At 59.7% G+C, this 17,940-nt stretch carries 19 protein-coding genes; 6 read left to right on the top strand and 13 right to left on the bottom strand.

Annotated features, from left to right (window positions below; genetic code table 11):
• Positions 1-24 precede the first annotated feature (24 nt).
• From BN1128_RS06690 to dinB, 4 genes are all read right to left on the bottom strand, one after another.
• A complete protein-coding gene (locus tag BN1128_RS06690; protein WP_042867169.1) occupies positions 25-663 on the bottom strand; it encodes an alpha/beta family hydrolase in 639 nt (212 codons plus the stop codon).
• Between the two features lie 50 nt (positions 664-713).
• A complete protein-coding gene (locus tag BN1128_RS06685; protein ID WP_042867168.1) occupies positions 714-1,643 on the bottom strand; it encodes a transcriptional regulator GcvA in 930 nt (309 codons plus the stop codon).
• Between the two features lie 283 nt (positions 1,644-1,926).
• Positions 1,927-4,068 carry a methyl-accepting chemotaxis protein gene (locus tag BN1128_RS06680; protein ID WP_042867167.1) on the bottom strand — a complete coding sequence of 714 codons (2,142 nt, stop codon included), beginning with the start codon at positions 4,066-4,068 and terminating at the stop codon, positions 1,927-1,929.
• A gap of 66 nt (positions 4,069-4,134) precedes the next feature.
• On the bottom strand, positions 4,135-5,187 hold the full coding sequence (dinB, locus tag BN1128_RS06675) for a DNA polymerase IV (protein WP_042867166.1): 1,053 nt from the start codon (positions 5,185-5,187) through the stop codon (positions 4,135-4,137).
• A gap of 132 nt (positions 5,188-5,319) precedes the next feature.
• Between dinB and BN1128_RS06670 the strand changes: the two genes are divergently transcribed.
• Positions 5,320-5,538 (top strand): hypothetical protein, encoded by a 219-nt coding sequence (locus BN1128_RS06670; RefSeq protein ID WP_042867165.1) that lies wholly within the window; start codon positions 5,320-5,322, stop codon positions 5,536-5,538.
• A 90-nt stretch (positions 5,539-5,628) separates the two neighbouring features.
• Here the strand turns inward: BN1128_RS06670 and nqrM are convergent, their stop codons facing one another.
• From nqrM to BN1128_RS06625, 9 genes are all read right to left on the bottom strand, one after another.
• A complete protein-coding gene (nqrM, locus tag BN1128_RS06665) occupies positions 5,629-5,853 on the bottom strand; it encodes a (Na+)-NQR maturation NqrM (RefSeq protein WP_042867164.1) in 225 nt (74 codons plus the stop codon).
• An 11-nt stretch (positions 5,854-5,864) separates the two neighbouring features.
• Complete coding sequence (locus BN1128_RS06660) at positions 5,865-6,902, bottom strand: FAD:protein FMN transferase (protein ID WP_042867163.1); 1,038 nt, start codon at positions 6,900-6,902, stop codon at positions 5,865-5,867.
• 3 nt (positions 6,903-6,905) lie between these two features.
• Positions 6,906-8,129, bottom strand: coding sequence for an NADH:ubiquinone reductase (Na(+)-transporting) subunit F (gene nqrF, locus BN1128_RS06655; protein WP_042867162.1), 1,224 nt, complete (start codon positions 8,127-8,129; stop codon positions 6,906-6,908).
• A 17-nt stretch (positions 8,130-8,146) separates the two neighbouring features.
• Positions 8,147-8,743 carry an NADH:ubiquinone reductase (Na(+)-transporting) subunit E gene (gene nqrE, locus BN1128_RS06650; RefSeq protein ID WP_005330713.1) on the bottom strand — a complete coding sequence of 199 codons (597 nt, stop codon included), beginning with the start codon at positions 8,741-8,743 and terminating at the stop codon, positions 8,147-8,149.
• Positions 8,744-8,746: 3 nt separating this feature from the next.
• Positions 8,747-9,379, bottom strand: coding sequence for an NADH:ubiquinone reductase (Na(+)-transporting) subunit D (locus tag BN1128_RS06645; protein ID WP_042867161.1), 633 nt, complete (start codon positions 9,377-9,379; stop codon positions 8,747-8,749).
• Positions 9,372-10,160: a Na(+)-translocating NADH-quinone reductase subunit C gene (locus BN1128_RS06640; RefSeq protein ID WP_042867160.1), complete on the bottom strand. Its 789-nt coding sequence runs from the start codon at positions 10,158-10,160 to the stop codon at positions 9,372-9,374. The genes BN1128_RS06645 and BN1128_RS06640 overlap by 8 nt, the downstream gene beginning before the upstream one ends.
• A complete protein-coding gene (locus BN1128_RS06635) occupies positions 10,150-11,379 on the bottom strand; it encodes an NADH:ubiquinone reductase (Na(+)-transporting) subunit B (protein WP_042867159.1) in 1,230 nt (409 codons plus the stop codon). The genes BN1128_RS06640 and BN1128_RS06635 overlap by 11 nt, the downstream gene beginning before the upstream one ends.
• A gap of 3 nt (positions 11,380-11,382) precedes the next feature.
• Positions 11,383-12,726, bottom strand: coding sequence for a Na(+)-translocating NADH-quinone reductase subunit A (locus BN1128_RS06630; RefSeq protein ID WP_042867158.1), 1,344 nt, complete (start codon positions 12,724-12,726; stop codon positions 11,383-11,385).
• A gap of 440 nt (positions 12,727-13,166) precedes the next feature.
• Entirely contained in the window at positions 13,167-13,475 is a 309-nt protein-coding gene (locus BN1128_RS06625) for a BolA family protein (protein WP_042867323.1), read from the bottom strand.
• 207 nt (positions 13,476-13,682) lie between these two features.
• Here BN1128_RS06625 and BN1128_RS06620 point away from each other — a divergent pair, with 207 nt between their 5' ends.
• The 5 genes from BN1128_RS06620 to BN1128_RS06600 all read left to right on the top strand — a co-directional run bounded on the left by BN1128_RS06620 (position 13,683) and on the right by BN1128_RS06600 (position 17,902).
• Entirely contained in the window at positions 13,683-14,828 is a 1,146-nt protein-coding gene (locus BN1128_RS06620) for a methyltransferase (RefSeq protein WP_042867157.1), read from the top strand.
• A gap of 24 nt (positions 14,829-14,852) precedes the next feature.
• Positions 14,853-15,425, top strand: coding sequence for a YajG family lipoprotein (locus BN1128_RS06615; RefSeq protein ID WP_042867156.1), 573 nt, complete (start codon positions 14,853-14,855; stop codon positions 15,423-15,425).
• A 14-nt stretch (positions 15,426-15,439) separates the two neighbouring features.
• Positions 15,440-15,991 (top strand): peptidylprolyl isomerase, encoded by a 552-nt coding sequence (locus BN1128_RS06610; RefSeq protein ID WP_042867155.1) that lies wholly within the window; start codon positions 15,440-15,442, stop codon positions 15,989-15,991.
• Positions 15,992-16,107: 116 nt separating this feature from the next.
• The gene (locus BN1128_RS06605; RefSeq protein WP_042867154.1) at positions 16,108-16,437 is read left to right on the top strand and encodes a hypothetical protein; all 330 of its coding nucleotides are present in this window, start codon (positions 16,108-16,110) and stop codon (positions 16,435-16,437) included.
• An 85-nt stretch (positions 16,438-16,522) separates the two neighbouring features.
• Positions 16,523-17,902 (top strand): AmpG family muropeptide MFS transporter, encoded by a 1,380-nt coding sequence (locus BN1128_RS06600; RefSeq protein ID WP_042867153.1) that lies wholly within the window; start codon positions 16,523-16,525, stop codon positions 17,900-17,902.
• Positions 17,903-17,940 lie beyond the last annotated feature (38 nt).

Below are 17,940 nucleotides of genomic sequence, written 5' to 3'. Positions count from 1 at the left end.
CTCCTTCTTGTCTCGCTCACCATGTCAGGTCTCAACCCGAGTGGCGGCGATAAAGCTTTTTATCCGACTGGCCGCCTGTTGCAGGTTCTCCTGCTCGCTCACACCACTGGCTTTTCGCGGTTTGAAGCCATGGTCACCATCGGTCAGCCAGTGGACCGATACGTGGGGTGAGAAGGGAAAATCTGCCAGTTCGGCACGCGTGCCGAAGGTATCGCGCTCCCCTTGCAACAGCAGGGTCGGCGTCTCGATCTGCTTGAGCACCTCGCCCCGCCAGCTGTCGGGCTTGGCCGGGGGGTGGAAAGGATACCCGAGAATGAGCAATCCTGCAGCATTCATCTCGTCCCCTCCTTCGCGATACAGCTCTGCCGCCATGCGTCCCCCCATGGACTTTCCCGCCAGAAACAGTCTTGGGTGGGCAAACTCGCGCATCATCTGGCGCCAATGGTCGAGCAACACCGGCTGCCTGTCCGGCGGCCTGCGCTTGCCATCCAGAGCCCGTTTGCTCATGTAGGGGAAGTTGAAGCGCACCACCTCGATATCGTGCCCCGCCAGCAGGCGTGACAGCTCGGCGAGAAAGGCGTGTTCCATGCCGGCACCGGCGCCATGGGCCAGCATAATGCGAACGGGGGCATCGCTTGCCCCCTCCCTTATCACATCACTCATCAGCCCCCCTGGCAGGTCTCGCCCGACGACATGCACGCGTCTGTGGTGACTTATGCGTCGGCTGCATCGGCGAGTCGTGCCCGGCGACGGGCCTCCTCCTGCTCCACCAGCTCCAGCATCCAGTCGCGAAAGGCCACTATCTTGCCCTGATCGGACTGCTGCTCCTGGCACACCAGGTAGAAGGCGTTCTTGCTCACCAGCACCTGTTCGAACGGGCAGATGAGCCGGCCCGCTTCGATCTCGGGCTGGGCCAGCACGCTGTGGCCGAGCGCCACCCCCTGGCCGTGGATCGCCGCCTGGATCACCATGGTCGAGTGGCTGAAGATGGGCCCCTGATTGACGTTGGGGGCATCTATGTCGAGCTGGCGAAACCAGGCCTTCCAGTCACGGCGGGAAGTATCGTGCAGCAGGGTATGACGGGTCAGATCCTCCGGGGTGCGCAGCGGCTTGGGGCCGGTCAGCAGCAGCGGCGAACAGACTGGGATCAGGTATTCGGTGTGCAACTTGTCGGATCTCAGTCCCGGCCAGTTGCCACGGCCGTAGTAGATGGCCACGTCCACATCGTCGGTCAGCGACCCCTCGTCCATGTCCACCGCCTTGATCCGTACATCTATGTCCGGATGGCGTTCGCTGAACTTCACCAGCCTGGGCACCAGCCACTGGATGGCAAAACTCGGCTGCAGACTGACGGTGAGCGCCCCCTTGGCACTGCGGGCCAGCAGCTTGTCGGTCGCCTCCGAGATGGAGGTGAAGATGTCCTTGATGTCGAGGAAGTAGCCCTGTCCCTCTTCGGTCAGCAGCAGGGAGCGGTTCTTGCGGCGAAACAGCTTGATGCCGAGATACTCCTCCAGCGCCTTGATCTGGTGACTGATGGCAGCCTGGGTCACGAACAGTTCTTCCGCAGCCCGGGTGAAGCTTAAGTGACGAGCCGCGGCTTCGAATGCTTTCAGTGCATTGAGCGGGGGTAAACGACGAGACATGAGACCAGCCGATGATGAGTTTTTCTAATGGGCCGCATTATAATTTGTCGGTTGCGGGCCGACCAGTGAATAAACATAATTCGCTTCGCAATCCGTTGTCATATGGCTCGCTTTTTCTCTTCCATGTTGGTTTACATGTGATTTTTGTGAGTCAGTGGTCTGCGATTGTGGTGTTGTGTTTCTTCCTCTGCGGGAAGAGGGGCTTAAATCGGACCGATTTAACCCAGTCTGTCATCTGAATGTGTTTGGCGCCTCCGGTTGGATGGCGCCTTTTTTCTTGTCCCTATACCTTGAACTGCCCCACCAGCTGCTGCTGCTTGTCCGCCAGCGCCGACAACTCGCGCCCGTTTTCGGCGGAGGTGGCCGCCTCGGCCCGTATGGTATGGCTCACATCGCGAATGTTGCTGACGTTGCGATTGATCTCGTCCGCCACCCCGCTCTGCTCCTGCGCCGCCCGGGCAATCTGCTCGTTCATCTGATGAATGGTCGCCACCGCATGGATGATCTGCTCCAGCACGCTGACCGACAGATCCACTTTTGTCAGCGTCACATCCGCCTGGCTGTGGCCCGTCATGATCGCCTTGACCACGGCCTGGGTACCGGATTGCAACTGCCCTATGAGGGTCTGGATCTCGATGATGGCATTCTGGGTACGCCCCGCCAGATTGCGTACCTCGTCGGCCACCACGGCGAAACCACGGCCCTGTTCACCGGCCCGCGCCGCCTCGATGGCTGCGTTCAGCGCCAACAGGTTGGTCTGCTCGGCTATGCCCTGGATCACCACCAGGATATCGTTGATGTTCTCGCTGTTGGCGGAAAGCCGCTCCACCACCGGCTTGGCGTCGCTGATCACCGCCATCAGCTTGCGCATCGCCTCCTGGGTATCGGCCACCACGTACTTGCCCTCCTGCGCCGAGGTATCGGCCTGGTTGGCTGCCGCCACCGCCGAGTTGGCGTTGCCCGCCACCTGCAGCGCGGTCGCGCTCAGCTCTTCAAAGGCGGTCGCCACCAGATCCACCTCCTGATACTGGGCCTGCATGCCGGCGCTGGTGCGCTCGGCAACCTGGGCCGCCTGCTCAGCGCTGGCGCGGGTGCCCGCGACCGTGTCTATCACCTGACTGATGGTGGATTGCAACTTGTTGAGGAAGCTGTTGAACCATTTGGCCAGCTCGCCGATCTCGTCATCGCGATGCAAGTCGATGCGCTGGGTCAGGTCCCCCTCCCCGGTGGCTATGTCCTTGAGGCGGGCCACCACGGCGCGGATGGGCGCCACTATCTGATGGGCCATTAGCCAGATGCAGAGCAGCCCGATCGCCGAGATCACGCCACCGATCACCAGTTGGGTGACCACGCTGCGATTGGCCTGGCTGGAGAGATCCTCTTGCAGCTGACGGGCCGAAGCCAGCACCACGCTGCGAGGCAGCTCGATATAGATGCCCCATGTCTGCGCTGTCCCGCGCATCCTGACCGGCACGAAGGTTTGCAGCAAAGAACCGTCCGGGCTCCAGCGGGTCATGGTCTGCCCCTGGCCGAGCCAGTCGGTCAGATCGCCAGCCAGCACCTGATATTGGTGGCCAAGCGGGCTGCCCAGGGTCACGTCAAAGCCATCCACCCCGGCGGCACGCCCTTCGTGACTCACCAGCAGCACCTTGCCCTGACCGTCGTAGAGTGCCTGATCCATCTCCTTGACCAGGTTTTGCAAGGTGGCCAGCGAAATATCGACCCCGACCATGCCGAGCAGGGTCTCCTGCTCCAGCAGAGGGACTGTCACCGAGGTCATCAGCACCTTCTGCGACCCCACATCGTCGAGATAAGGTTCGAGCAGACAGAGCGCCTTGCTGCGAATGCTGCAGCGATACCATTCGTTCTCTACCCCGCCGGCCGCCGTCGGACTCTCGTCCGCCAGCACGGATTCGTTTTGCACCTCATCTTCTATCTTGCCGTCGACCCGGGCCCAATAGGTGGAGAAACGCCCTTTGTCGTTGGCGCCGAGCGCACTGGAGCCATGGTAGTTGCTGTCTTCCCCGTCGAGCTGATCCGGTTCGAATACCGCATAGACACCGAGCAGATTGGCCGAGGAGGCCGCCGCATCGTGCAGTTGCTGATTGACGGCGCTACGCAGCGTCTCGGAGGATCCAAAGTTGTCGGCCGCATTCTTGCGCTGGAACAGGATCCCCTGCGCCAGCAGGGTGGTGCGGAAATAGGCTTCATCCAGATAACTGGTGACCTTGGCCGCCTGCTCGGACCCCATCGCCTTCATCCAGTTTTCGGCTGAACGCTGCGCCTCCTCCGTGGTGGAGGTCAGGACCTGATCCTGCATCCGGGCTGCGCTATAGAGAGAAGAGGCAACCAGGGCACCCGCACTGGCCAATAAACAACAACCGGCGATCAGGGTAATGCGCCCCTGAACAGAAAGAGAACTCATGCCACAATTCCTAGCTCATACAGATGTGATCAGTTTATCGGGTTTGGAAACAAAAACTTAACCTTATCAGGCAAAATCCAGGCTGAGCTGGTTAACTTCTCCGTCACGGGGCAGACCGACCACCAGCCCGAGCAGCCGGATCGGCTTGCTCTGTGCCCGCAGCAGCCCCTCATGGAGCAGGTCGTGAAATAACTCAGGCTGATAGCCGCCACGGCGATAGACAGTGGTCTGCTGAAAATCGGCAAACTTGAGCTTGATCCCCTGCCCCATCAGCTGCGCCTGCGCATAACCGACCGAAAAGCGCTGCTCCAGCTCGGGAATAAGCTGGCTCAGCACCTGCCAACAGGCGGCCTCATCCAGCACATCGCTGGCTAGCGTGGTCTCCACACCAATGGTCTTGCGCACCCGCTGGGCCTGTACGGGCTGATCGTCATGGCCCCAGATCCGCCCCGTCAACATCTCTCCCAGCTTGCCGAATCGGGCGATCAGCTCCTCGCTGCTGAGCACTCTCGCATCTTCGCAGGAGTAAAGCCCCTGGGACTCCAGCCGATCGGCAGTCTTGCGCCCAATCCCCGGCAGCTTGGCCAACGGCAGCTGGCACACGAACTCATCCACCTCCTGGGGCCTTATCACGAACAAACCGTCGGGCTTGCGCTGCTCCGAGGCCAGCTTGGCCAGAAACTTGTTCGGTGCCACCCCGGCCGAGGCGGTCAGCCCCAGCTCGGTCACTATGGCGTGGCGGATCTCGGCCGCCATCAGGGTGGCACTGCCGCCACAGCAGGGGCTGTCGGTAACGTCGAGATAGGCTTCATCGAGGGAAAGTGGCTCCACCAGCTCGGTGTAGCGCAGGAAGATGGCGCGCAGCTGGCGGGAGATCTCCTTGTAGAGCGCCATTCGACCGGGTATGAGCACCAGCGGCGGGCAGAGCTTTTTGGCCAGGCCGCTCGGCATGGCGGAGCGTACCCCGAAACGGCGCGCCACATAATTGCAGGTCGAGATGACGCCGCGCCTGTCTGCCGAGCCGCCGATGGCCAGCGGCACCTCGCGCAGGGCCGGGTTGTCCCGCATCTCTACCGCCGCGTAGAAGCAGTCCATGTCGATGTGAATGATTTTGCGCATACCACTGTACGGATAAACAGGTAATCTGCCTATGCTAACCCAGCGCTGCCGTTTCTGCCATCGGCATGAAACGACGAACAGGCATAGACTCTTAAGGCACCATTCACCACCCCATGGGTCAAGGAGGACGAGATGAAAGCACTCTGGCTGGGATTAGGGCTGGGGTTCTGTCTGCTGCCACAGCCGGGCAGCAGCAAGGATAACCCGACTGCCGAATGCAGCTGGCTGTATGACCGCATAGCGGCACTGGAAAAGGCCATCAAGCAGGGTGACGAACTGGGAACGCGGGAAGAGCTGGCGCGCTGGCAGGCAGAGTTCAACAAGAAAGCCTGCCATCAATACGACTACTGAGCACACCGCTATAAAAAAGCGGGCTGACCACAAGGTCAGCCCGCCTGTTATCCAGCATGGGACCAAATACGACTTCGGCCCCCGGCCCGCTCAGATGATCCGGTTGTCGATCAGCATCTTGCGACGGGCCTCTTCCTTGGCCATCTTCTTCTTGCGGTTGTCACAGGGCTCCGGACAATCGCACTCTTTCTCGATGCCGATCGTGCCCAACCCACCACAGGAACCTGAGATGGTCTTCTTTTGGAAGATGTAACCTATGGCCATGGCCACCACTACCGCCAGAAAAACCCCGAAGGTGATCAAGAAAATCTGCATGCTACTGCCTCTTACTTTCTAACCAGATACTGTTTGAAGGCATCTGAATAAGCCTCTTCAAAGCCATCGGCCGTCTTGGTGATCACGAAGATAGCCAGCCCGCGCTCCTTGGCATAGGCCAGGCTCTTCTCGGGCCCGAGCACCATGAACACGGTCGCCAGCCCGTCTGCCGTCATGCAGGAGGGGTGGATCACAGTCACCGACACCATGCGATGCTGGATGGGCTTGCCCGTCATGGGATCTATGGTGTGGGAGAAGCGCTGGCCGTCCATCTCGTAATAGTTGCGGTATTCCCCAGAGGTGGCAACCCCGTTGTCACCGGCCACTATCACTTCCTGCACCGAGCCGGCATTGGCAGTCGGCTTCTCGATGGCCACGCGCCAGGGGTGACCCTTGCCATTGACGCCATTGATGCGCAGCTCGCCGCCGATCTCCACCAGATAGTTGCGAGATCCCATGGACTCCAGGTACTCGGCCACCTTGTCCACCCCGAAGCCCTTGGCAATGGCGGAGAGATCCACGTAGAGATCCGGAATGTCTTTTTGCAGGGTATCGGCATCGGCGGAGGTGATCACATGCAGATTGCCCAGGCCAGTCTTCTGCCGGGTCTGGGTGATCAGCTCCTCGGACGGGATCTTGGTCGGACGGGCATCCGGCCCGAAACCCCACAGATTGACCAGGGGACCGACGGTAACGTCCAGCGCCCCACGGCTCTCACGGCCCAGATGCAGGGATTCAGTCACCACGCGCGCGGTATCGCGGGAGACCACCACAGGGGTCGAGCTTCTGTGCTGGTTGAAGCGCGACAGCTCGGAGTCAGGACGATAGGTCGACATCTGGTCGTTGACCCGCTCCAGCAGGACATCGACCTCGGCCTGGAACTTGGCCGGGTCCGTGATGACGTTGTCCGCCACCTTGATGGAGTAGTAGGTACCCATGGTGCTGCCGGTGATGTGGATCTCCGGCTTGGATTGGACCGTTTCCTGACCGCACCCAGTCAAGAAAAAGGCTAGCCCGAAGGCTAGCCAGGTCTTTACAACACTGTGCATTGATTAACCACCAAAGTCATCCAGCAGGATGTTCTCGTCTTCAACACCGAGGTTTTTCAGCATGTTGATGACGGCAGCGTTCATGACGGGAGGCCCGCACATGTAGAATTCACAATCTTCCGGCGCCTCGTGGTTCTTGAGATAGTTCTCGAACAAGACGTTGTGGATGAAGCCTGTGTAACCATCCCAGTTGTCTTCCGGCTGCGGATCGGACAGGGCGACGTGCCACTGGAAGTTGTCGTTCTCGGCCGCCAGCATGTCGAAGTCTTCGACATAGAACATCTCGCGCTTGGAACGGGCACCGTACCAGAAGCTCATCTTGCGATGGGTCTTCAGGCGACGCAGCTGGTCGAAGATATGGGAACGCATCGGCGCCATACCCGCACCACCACCGATGAACACCATTTCGGCGTCTGTGTCCTTGGCGAAGAACTCACCAAATGGACCCGAGATGGTCACCTTGTCGCCAGCCTTGAGGCTGAAGATGTAGGAGGACATCTGGCCGGGAGGCGCAGTCCAGTTGCTCGGCGGCGGGGTTGCAATCCGCACGTTCAGCATGATGATGCCGAACTCTTCCGGATAGTTGGCCATGGAATAAGCACGAATGATCGGCTCGTTGACCTTGGACTCCAGTTCGAAGATCTTGAAGCGATCCCAATCCCCGCGATACTCCTCGGGAATATCGAAGTTCTTGTACTGCACATGGTGCGCAGGGGCTTCGATCTGGATATAACCACCGGCGCGGAACGGGACGCTCTCGCCATCGGGGATCTGCAGCTTGAGCTCCTTGATGAAGGTGGCCTTGTTGTCATTGGAAATGACGGTACAGTCCCACTTCTTCACCCCGAAGATCTCTTCCGGCAGCTCGATGTCCATGTCGGAACGGACGGTGACCTGACAGGCCAGACGCTCGCCATGACGGGCTTCGCCCTTGCTGATGTGATCCAGCTCGGTCGGCAGGATATCGCCGCCGCCGGCTTTCACCCGCACCTTGCACTGACCACAGGAGCCACCACCGCCACAGGCGGAGGAGACGAAGATACCGCTGCCAGCCAGCACGCCGAGCAGCTTGCCACCCGCCGGGCTGGTGACAGCCTTGGCCGGATCGCCGTTGATGCTGATTGTCACGTCACCTGCGGTCACCAGCTTGGACTTGGCGAACAGAATAACTGCTACCAGGGCCAGCAGGATCACGGTGAACATGACCACACCCAGAATAATTTCCATCTATATTTCCTTTCCGATTACAGGGAAATACCAGAGAAGGACATGAAGCCCAGCGCCATCAGACCCGCGGTGATGAAGGTGATGCCCAGACCGCGCAGGCCTTCCGGTACATCGGAGTACTTCATCTTCTCGCGGATCCCCGCCATTGCGACTATGGCCAGCATCCAACCTGCACCCGACCCCACGCCATAGACCACGGACTCCACGAAGTTGTAGTCACGCTGCACCATGAAGGAGACGCCACCAAAGATGGCGCAGTTCACCGTGATGAGCGGCAGGAAGATGCCGAGCGCGTTGTAGAGCGCAGGGAAATACTTGTCCAGCGCCATTTCCAGGATCTGCACCAGGGCCGCAATCACACCGATAAAGGTGATGAAGCTCAGGAAGCTCAGATCCAGGCCGGAGACCAGGGCGCCATCTTTGAGGACGTAGTTGTAGATCAGGTTGTTGGCCGGAACGGCAACGGTCTGAACCACGATAACGGCAATCCCCAGACCCATGGCGGTCTTGACCTTCTTGGACACCGCCAGGAAGGTACACATCCCCAGGAAGAAGGAGAGGGCCAGGTTTTCGATGAAAATCGAACGAATCAACAGACTCAGATAGTGTTCCATACCTTAATCCTTCGCCTCCACCTGCTTGGGATCCCTGGTGCGGACGCCCCAGATGATCAGACCAATGATGAAGAACGCACTCGGCGGCAGCAGCAACAGGCCGTTAGGCACGTACCAGCCGCCATTGTTCACCAGCGGCAGCAGCTCGATACCGAACCAGGTACCCGAGCCCAGGATCTCGCGCACGGTCGCCACGACCAGCAGCACGGCGCCATAACCCAGACCGTTGCCGATACCGTCCAGGAAAGAGGGCAGCGGGGCGCTCTTCATGGCATAGGCTTCGGCACGACCCATCACGATACAGTTGGTGATGATGAGGCCCACGAATACCGACAGTTGCTTGGAGATGTCATAGGCATACGCCTTGAGCACCTGGTCAACCACGATAACCAGCGAGGCAATCACCGCCATCTGGGCGATGATCCGCACACTGTTCGGGATCTGGTTGCGGATCAGGGAGATGAACAGGTTGGAGAAGGCAGTGACCGCAGTCACCGCCAGCGTCATCACGAACGCCGTCTTCATCTGGCTGGTAACGGCCAGCGCGGAACAGACACCCAGCACCTGCAGTGCAATGGGGTTGTTGCCGAGCACAGGCGTCAACAGCAACTTCTTCATTTCGCTCTTGTCAGCCATTGTTGATTTCTCCTGCACGAATCTTGGCCAGGAAAGGACCGAAGCCCTTGGGTCCCATCCAGAAGTCGAACGTGTGCTGTACACCGTTACCTGTCAGGGTGGCACCGGACAGACCATCGATCTCATGCTCGGAACCTGCCGGAGCATGGCCCTTGATGACGCGCAATGCCGGCATGCCGTCCTGATCGAACAGCTTCTTGCCGATGAACAGACCTTGCCAGGCCGGGTTCTCGATCTCGCCGCCCAGACCCGGGGTTTCACCGTGGTCATAGTAGGTGATGCCCTTGATGGTCTGACCGTCAGCCGCAACGGCGACGAAGGCATACATGGTGGACCACAGACCCTGGCCGTAGATCGGCAGGATAATGTTGTCGACCTTGCCCTCGGCATCTTTGGCGAAGAACACCGGGATCAGTCTGGAGATTTGACGCAGACCGGCCTTGTCGTCGACAGATGCCAGACGAATGCTCTTGGCCGGGTCTTTCGCTGCCAGCTTGGTGTCGAAGTTGTCGGCATCGCCATCAACGAATTCACCCGTGGTCAGGTCAACCAGACGCGCTTCAATCTTGTCGCCATACAGCTGGGCCAGGTCACGCTTGGCCACGCTGCTGACATCGACACCGGCCACGGACAGAATATTGCTTTGCTTGTCCAGCGCCTTGTTTTCCAGCTGAGCCGGACGCAGCCCCACGGCAGCCACTGAGACCACGATGGAACAGACCAGACACAGACCGGTTACAACCGTCAGGGTGCCGACAGTAGAGTCTTTATTAAACGCCACGAGCGATCCTCCGCTTGATGTTCGCCTGCGCCACGAAATGGTCAAACAAGGGGGCAAACAGGTTGGCAAACAGAATGGCCAGCATCATGCCTTCCGGGAACGCGGGGTTCACGACACGGATCAGCACGACCATGACGCCGATAAGGGCGCCATACCACCACTTGCCCTTGTTGGTAAAGGCGGCGGAGACAGGATCGGTTGCCATGAAGGCCATGCCAAAGGCGAAGCCGCCCAGCACCAGATGCCAGTGCCACGGCATGTTGAACATGGGGTTGGTGTCTGAACCTATGACGTTGAACAGCAGGGAGGTAGCGACCATGCCGATCATCACACCGGCGATGATGCGCCAGGAGGCGATCCGCATGTAGACGATCATGGCGGCACCGATGAGGATCATCAGGGTGGAGACTTCACCGATGGAACCCGGCAGGTTGCCGAGGAAGGCATCCATCCAGCTGATAGCCTGACCGGTGGCACCGTTGATCAGCGCCATCTGGCCGCCATGGGCCCACTGGCTCAGCGCAGTCGCGCCCGAGTAGCCGTCAACGGCAACCCAGACGGCATCACCGGAGATCTGACCCGGGTAGGCGAAGAACAGGAACGCACGACCCGCCAGGGCCGGGTTCAGGAAGTTCTTGCCGGTACCACCGAATACTTCCTTGGCCAGCACCACACCGAAGGTGATCCCCAGCGCGGCTTGCCACAGGGGCAGCTCGGGCGGCACTATCAGGGCGAACAGGATCGAGGTCACGAAGAAGCCTTCGTTGATCTCGTGCTTGCGCACCATGGCGAACAGCACTTCCCAGAAACCACCGACCAGGAATACGGTCAGGTAGATGGGCAGGAAGTGAGTGGCACCGATCAGCATCTTGCTGCCGATACCGGCGACCGCAGGATCCAGCGAGGCACCCAGCAATTGCGCCAGCGCATATTGCCAGGTGTCGGCACCGGCAGCCGTGCCCAGATGGGCAATGGCGGCAATCGCCTGATTGCCGACGTTGAACATGCCCCAGAACATGGCCGGGAACACGGCCAGCCACACCATGATCATCATGCGTTTCAGATCGATCGCATCACGGACGTGGGCAGCATTGCGGGTCACGGACCCGGGGGTATAAAACAGGGTGTACGCCGCCTCGAACAGGGCATAGTACTTGGAGTACTTGCCGCCCGGCTCGAAGTGATGTTCCATATTTTCAAGAAGTTGCTTGAAACTCATCGCTTAACCTTCCAGTTCTATCTTGGTCAGGCACTCACGCAAGACTGGGCCGTATTCTGTCTTGCCGGGGCAGACGAAGGTACAGAGCGCCAAATCTTCCTCATCCAGCTCCAGACAACCGAGCGCCTGGGCGCTGTCGATGTCACCGGAGACCAGATCCCGCAGAAGCAGGGTCGGCAGGATGTCGAGCGGCATCACGCGCTCATAGTTGCCGATAGGCACCATGGAGCGATCACTACCGTTGGTGGTGGTAGTGAAGTTGATGAGTTTGCCCTTCATCAGATGAGAGAGGGTGGTACGGGTGATGGAGAACTTGCTGGCGCTGGGATTGACCCAACCCAGGAACTCTTTCTCACGTCCCTCGCCCAGCACGCTCACCTGGTTGTGGTAACGACCCAGGTAGTCATGCACCCCTTCGGCCTTGGCACCACTGAGCAGGGAACCAGAGATGACGCGGTTTTCATCCGCACGCAGCTCGTTGTTGGTCAGCTGGCTGATGCAGGCGCCCATGCGGGTGCGCAGCAGGCGTGGCTTGACCACGTTCGGACCGGCCAGGGAGACCACCTTGTCGGTGAAGATCTGGCCTGTGGTGAACAGCTTGCCGTAAGCGATGACATCCTGATAGTTGATGTACCACTGCACCTTCTTGGCACTGACCGGATCCAGGAAGTGGATATGGGTACCAGGCAGACCGGCAGGGTGCGGGCCGACGAACACTTCCTCTTTGACTTGCGCCAGGGCAGCGTGCGGCAGGCTGGCTTCGCCCTTGCAGACGTAGACGGCGCCATCGGTCAGGCGAGTCAATACCGCCAGACCATCGAGGAAAGCCTGAGCCTGTTCCTTGATGATGAGGTCGCTATTGGCGGCCAGCGGGTTGGTGTCCATCGCGGTGACGAAGATGGCGCGGGGAGAAGACTCCACGGCCGGCACCTTGCTGAACGGGCGGGTACGCAACGCAGTCCATTGGCCTGACGCGACCAGGATCTCTTGCACCTTGCTGCGCGCGAGCTGTGCCAGCTCGGCAGACGCAAAGTGTTCAAAGGTCACCTGCTCGTCGGACCCATCGAGTTCGATGACGACAGATTGCAGAATGCGCTTGGCACCCCGGTTGATCTCTGAAACCACACCGGTGGCGGGGGCCGTGAATTTAACGCCGGGGTTCTTCTTATCTTCGAAGAGCTCCTGACCTTTAATGACGCGATCACCTACTTTGACGAACATAGTAGGTCGCATCCCCACGAACTCTTCGCCGAGTGTAGCAACACGGGTGATGGCCGGGCCATCGTAGATTACTTGCTCCGGAGCACCCAGCACGGGGATGTCCAGTCCTCTTTTAATTGTAATCATACTCACTTGCACTACCGTTAAGGGAAGACAGGTTGGTTAGCGCCGAGAAATACATCACGACGAGTTGTTGAATGAGCCCGTTCATGTTGCGAAAAAATGCCGAAGAAACAAACAAATCAGCAACATACAGGGTCATTCAAAAGCGCCTGAGTTTACCACTTATGGCAAGTTACCCGCCATGCAAAATGGGGAAAATCCCCTCTCCATCACAAAATCATCAAAATTTAATCACACCATTTTCGTCACTAAACCTCAGGATTTGCCTCGCGTTAGCTATAAATACCTAAAAATAGGTAATGGTGTTTATGTTCAAAAATAGATTAGAAATTTTGATGCCTGGGCGGGAGAGCGGCGTCCCGAGCCGGGACTCGGGACGCCGCCACGAAACGTTTCTTAATTGTTAACTAATCGAGGATTGAGTAATCAATTCGTCAATAGCCTTAGGCCGGGCCATTCTTGCTGACGCAACTGGGGGTGGTCGGCGCCTGCTCCCGTTGCTGCCACTCCTGCTCCGTATAGGTATGCAGCGCCAGTGCATGAATGGCACCCGCCAGCTCGTCGGCCAGCACCCCATTGACCTGGCGATGGCGGGCCAGCAGCCGTTGACCCTCGAAGGCCTGACTCACCACCACCACCTTGAAATGGCTCTCTGAGCCCGGCGCGACCCTGTGCATGTAGCTTTCGTTGATCACCTCCAGGTGGCTGGGGGACAAGGCAGCGGCCAGCTTGGCCTCGATCTGTTGTTGCATGGTCACGAGCAAAACTCCCAAAATGGATGTCCGGCCATTGTAGCCAGGGTTGGCGGTATGACGAAATCGTCCCGTACGGGAAAAGGGGCGCGGTTTTGCCCCTCGCCCAGTACCGCCGGGCTGGTGAAATTCTCCGCCCTCGCTAGAATAGCGCCACTTTGCGCCCCGCCGGCGCCTGTTTTATGAATCATCTGGACGCTTCGCTATATGCAAACCCTTCTCGACACGGCTCATTGTCGTCTGACCCTGTATCGCTATCCACGCCAGAGCCAGGATCCGTTGCAGGCCTGGGATGCGGCAGACGAGTACCTGATCAATACCCTGGCAGAGGCGCCACTCGAGCAGACCGGCCCTGTCATCATCATGAATGACGGCTTCGGGGCCCTGGCCGCCTACCTGCACGGCCATGCCCCTGTCTGTGTGAGCGACTCCCATATCAGCGAGCAAGCCACCTTGGTCAACCTCGCGGAGAACGGGCTGGATCCCCATGCCATCACGCTGCAGGATGCGCTGGCGCCATTGCCTGCAGCCCCCGCGCTGGTGGTGATCAAGGTCTCCAAGTATCAGGCGCTGCTGGAGCAGCAACTGCTGGCCCTGCGCCAGGTGGCAACCCCGGCCACTCGCATCCTCGCCGCCGGCAAGGCCAAGGACATTCACAGCTCGACCCTGGCGCTGTTTGAAAAATACCTGGGGCTGACCCGCACCTCGCTGGCCTGGAAGAAGGCACGCCTCATTCATTGCACTGTCGATGGCGCATCGGCCAGCGAGCGACCCACCCTGAGCAATCCTTTCCCGACGGTCTGGCCGCTGGAGGGCACCGACATGCTCATCCACAACCATGCCAACGTATTTTCGCGCACCAGCCTGGATATCGGCGCCCGCTTCATGCTGGACAATTTACCGGTGCACAGTGCGCGCAAAGTGATCGATCTGGGTTGCGGCAACGGTGTGCTGGGGCTGGCGCTGCTGGCGCGGGATGCCGAGGTGGAGGTGACCTTCATCGACGAATCCCACATGGCGGTCGCCTCGGCGCGGCTCAACGTCGAACACAATCTGCCGGATGCCCTGCCCCGTGCCCGCTTCATGGTCAACAACTGTCTCGATGACGTGGCAGTAGGAGCGGCGGATAGGATCCTCTGCAACCCGCCCTTCCATCAGTTGCAGGCGATCACCGATCATATCGCCTGGCAGATGTTCAGCGATGCTCACCGGGTGTTGCCCCAGGGGGGCGAACTCTGGATAGTAGGCAACCGTCACCTGGATTATCACAACAAACTCAAGCGCCTGTTTGCCAATGCACAAGTCGTTGCGTCGAACAGCAAATTCGTTATTTTGAAAGCCATCAAACGCTAAACAGAAAGCTAAAGGAAACCCATGATGAAAAAGTCACTCTTGCTGCTGGCCGCCCTGATGCTGGGTGGTTGTGCGACTCACTGGCCGGAAACCGCTCTGCTCAACCCGCAGGTGATTCCTTCCAATCAGCAGTACTACTCGGGCAACCGCATCACCCTGGAAGGGATCGACAAGCGTGAAGCCGCCTACGTCTTCTCCATCAAGAAGAAAGAGAAGGCCGCCGTGCTGGTCAACAGCGAACAGCCGCTCAACAACCTGTTGGCCGAGAAGCTGGCGGAAGGTCTGCGCAGCCAGGGGCTGGAAGTGGGCAACAGCGGTACCACCAATCTGACCCTGGCCATCTCCAGCGCCGCGGTCACGGTGGAAGAGAAAACCTTCACCTATGTCACCAAGTCCCGTGTCAGCCTGCAGGTGATGGCCGACTTCCAGGGCAGCAAGCTGACCAAGCAGTTCAACATGTCCTCCAGCAAGGAAGGCCCGGGTGAACCGACCATGGCCGAGCTGGAATCCATCCTTAACCAGCAGCTGGGCAGCCTGCTGCAACAGATCATGGCGGACAATGCCCTGCGTGGTTATCTCAAGGGTCAGCCGAGCTGAGCGAGGAGAGTCAAATGAAAAAACTCTGGTTACTGGCCATGCTGATCGCCCCGTTGGCGTTCGCCGGCCCCAAGGTCAGGATGGAGACCAACCACGGCAACATAGTGGTGGAGCTGGCCTCCAAGCAGGCGCCGCAGACGGTGAAAAACTTCCTGCGCTACGTGGCGGACGGCAGCTATGACGGCAGCCTGTTCCATCGGGTGATCCAGGACTTCGTGGTGCAGGGGGGCGGCTATAACCAGCAGTTCCAGCAACTGCCAACCCTGGATCCCGTGGTCAACGAGTCCAAGGGCGGCCTGCCCAACAAGCGTGGCAGCATCGCCATGGCCCGCACCCAGGCCGTGGACAGCGCCACCCGCCAGTTCTACTTCAACCTGACCGACAACAACAACCTCAACGCCAATGCCGGCGCCGGTTATACCGTGTTCGGCCAGGTGGTACAGGGCATGGAGGTGCTGGACAAGCTGGCCCAGGTACAGACGGGTTACAGCTCCATCCTGCGCGCCAACGACGTGCCCACCAGCCCCATCATCCTGAAGAAGGTGGTGTTGCTGGCGGAGAAATAACGCGGGCCGGATCACATTCCGCCGCGTCTTTGCCCGGGTCACCGGCGCCCCTTTCTATACTCTGGCCTTGCCCCATTTTCCCGGGGTATGGCCCACATGAGGAGAAGGAGGTTACGGTGACCTGCAACGACTACCTAGCCCAACACACAGTCCCGCTGGCCCAGGCGGTTCGTCATTTTCTGGCACGAGAAATCCCCTATCAGCAATTGGAAGATCTGAGCTGGCAGCTCCTCTCCCACTGGCAAGACTTGCCCCATATCCCGGCTGACAAACAACCGGCCACCGACCAGGAAGGGGTGTTCTGGCACCTGCTGCACAGCCTGCATCAGTGGGATGAACAACAGATCATCGCCGACGTCTGGCTGCGCCTGCAGCTGATGACGTGCGCCAACTATCTGATCACCGAGGGCCCCTGCCCGCGCCACTGCATGGGTTCGCGCCCCTGAATCCAGACCCGCCACGCTCGGCTTGCCTTGGCTATCCCCCCCGAACCTGACAAAATGGCGCAATTTTCCCAGAGGAGTCAGGTATTTGAACACTGTCCGCACACCGAGCTGGCGAGACTCGCTCGCCGTCTACCTTGAGACTCGGGTCCTCATACTGTTTGCCATGGGCTTCTCGTCCGGCCTGCCTCTGCTGCTGGTGTTTGGCACCCTCTCGTTCTGGCTGCGCGAGGCCGATGTCAGCCTGACCGATATCGGCTACATGAGCTGGGTGGCGCTGGCCTATGGCTTCAAGTGGCTGTGGTCGCCGCTGGTTGACCGGCTGCCGCTGCCGCTGCTCTCCCGCTGGCTGGGACGGCGCCGCAGCTGGATGCTGCTATCCCAGCTGTTGATTGCCCTCTCGCTGGTGGGCATGGCCTATTGCGATCCCAAGACCCAGCTCGCCCAACTCGCCCTGTTTGCCCTGCTGGTGGCGTTTTGCTCCGCGACGCAGGACATCGTCATCGATGCCTACCGCATCGAGTCGGCGCCGGAGCGGTTGCAGGCGGCCATGGCGGCCTCCTACATGACGGGTTACCGGCTGGCGATGATCATGGCCGGCGCGGGGGCACTGGCGCTGGCGGCCTGGCTCGGCAGCAACAGCGGCTATGACTACCATGGCTGGCAACTCACCTATCTGCTGATGGCGGGGCTCATGTCCCTCGGCGTCATCACCACCCTGATCTGCCACGAGCCGGATATCGATCTTGCCGGTCAGAACGATCAGCAGGAAGCGCGCAAGGCGCTGCTGCTCTCCCGTGGCTGGCCCACCTCGCTGGCCGGCGTTGGCGCCTGGATCTACGAGGCCATCTGGTGTCCGTTTGCCGATTTCTTCCGCCGTTACGGCGGCTCGGCCATGCTGATCCTGGGGCTCATCGCCTGCTATCGCATCTCGGATGTGGTGATGGGAGTGATGTCCAACAGCTTCTACGTGGACCTGCAATTCAGCAAAACGGAAGTGGCCACCATCACCAAGGTGTATGGCGTCATCATGACCCTGGTGGGGGCCGCCCTGGGGGGCGTGCTGGTGATGCGCTTTGGCACCCTGCGCATCCTGTTCCTCGGCGCCCTGCTCACCGCCAGCACCAATCTGCTGTTCGCCCTGCTCAACGAAGTGGGCCACAACCTGGAGCTGCTGACCCTGATCATCTCGGTCGACAACCTCAGCGCCGGCATAGCGACGGCGGCCTTTGTGACCTATCTGTCGAGCCTGACCAACGTGGCTTTCTCCGCCACCCAGTACGCCCTGTTCAGCTCCGTCATGCTGCTGATGCCCAAGCTGCTGGCGGGTTTCTCCGGGCGTTTCGTCGAACAGTTCGGCTACAGCACCTTCTTTGTCGGCACCAGCCTGCTCGGCATTCCGGTATTGATCCTGATCGTGCTGGTTGCCAAACGAGGAAGAGCGTTGCTCTTGCAACAGGATAAATAGCAAGCGTTTGCGTGAAATTGGGGGTGATTAGATTCACA

This window comes from Aeromonas piscicola (genome assembly GCF_000820005.1).
GTDB classification, from domain to species: Bacteria; Pseudomonadota; Gammaproteobacteria; order Enterobacterales; family Aeromonadaceae; genus Aeromonas; species Aeromonas piscicola.
This window is presented reverse-complemented; position numbering and strand designations above follow the sequence as displayed.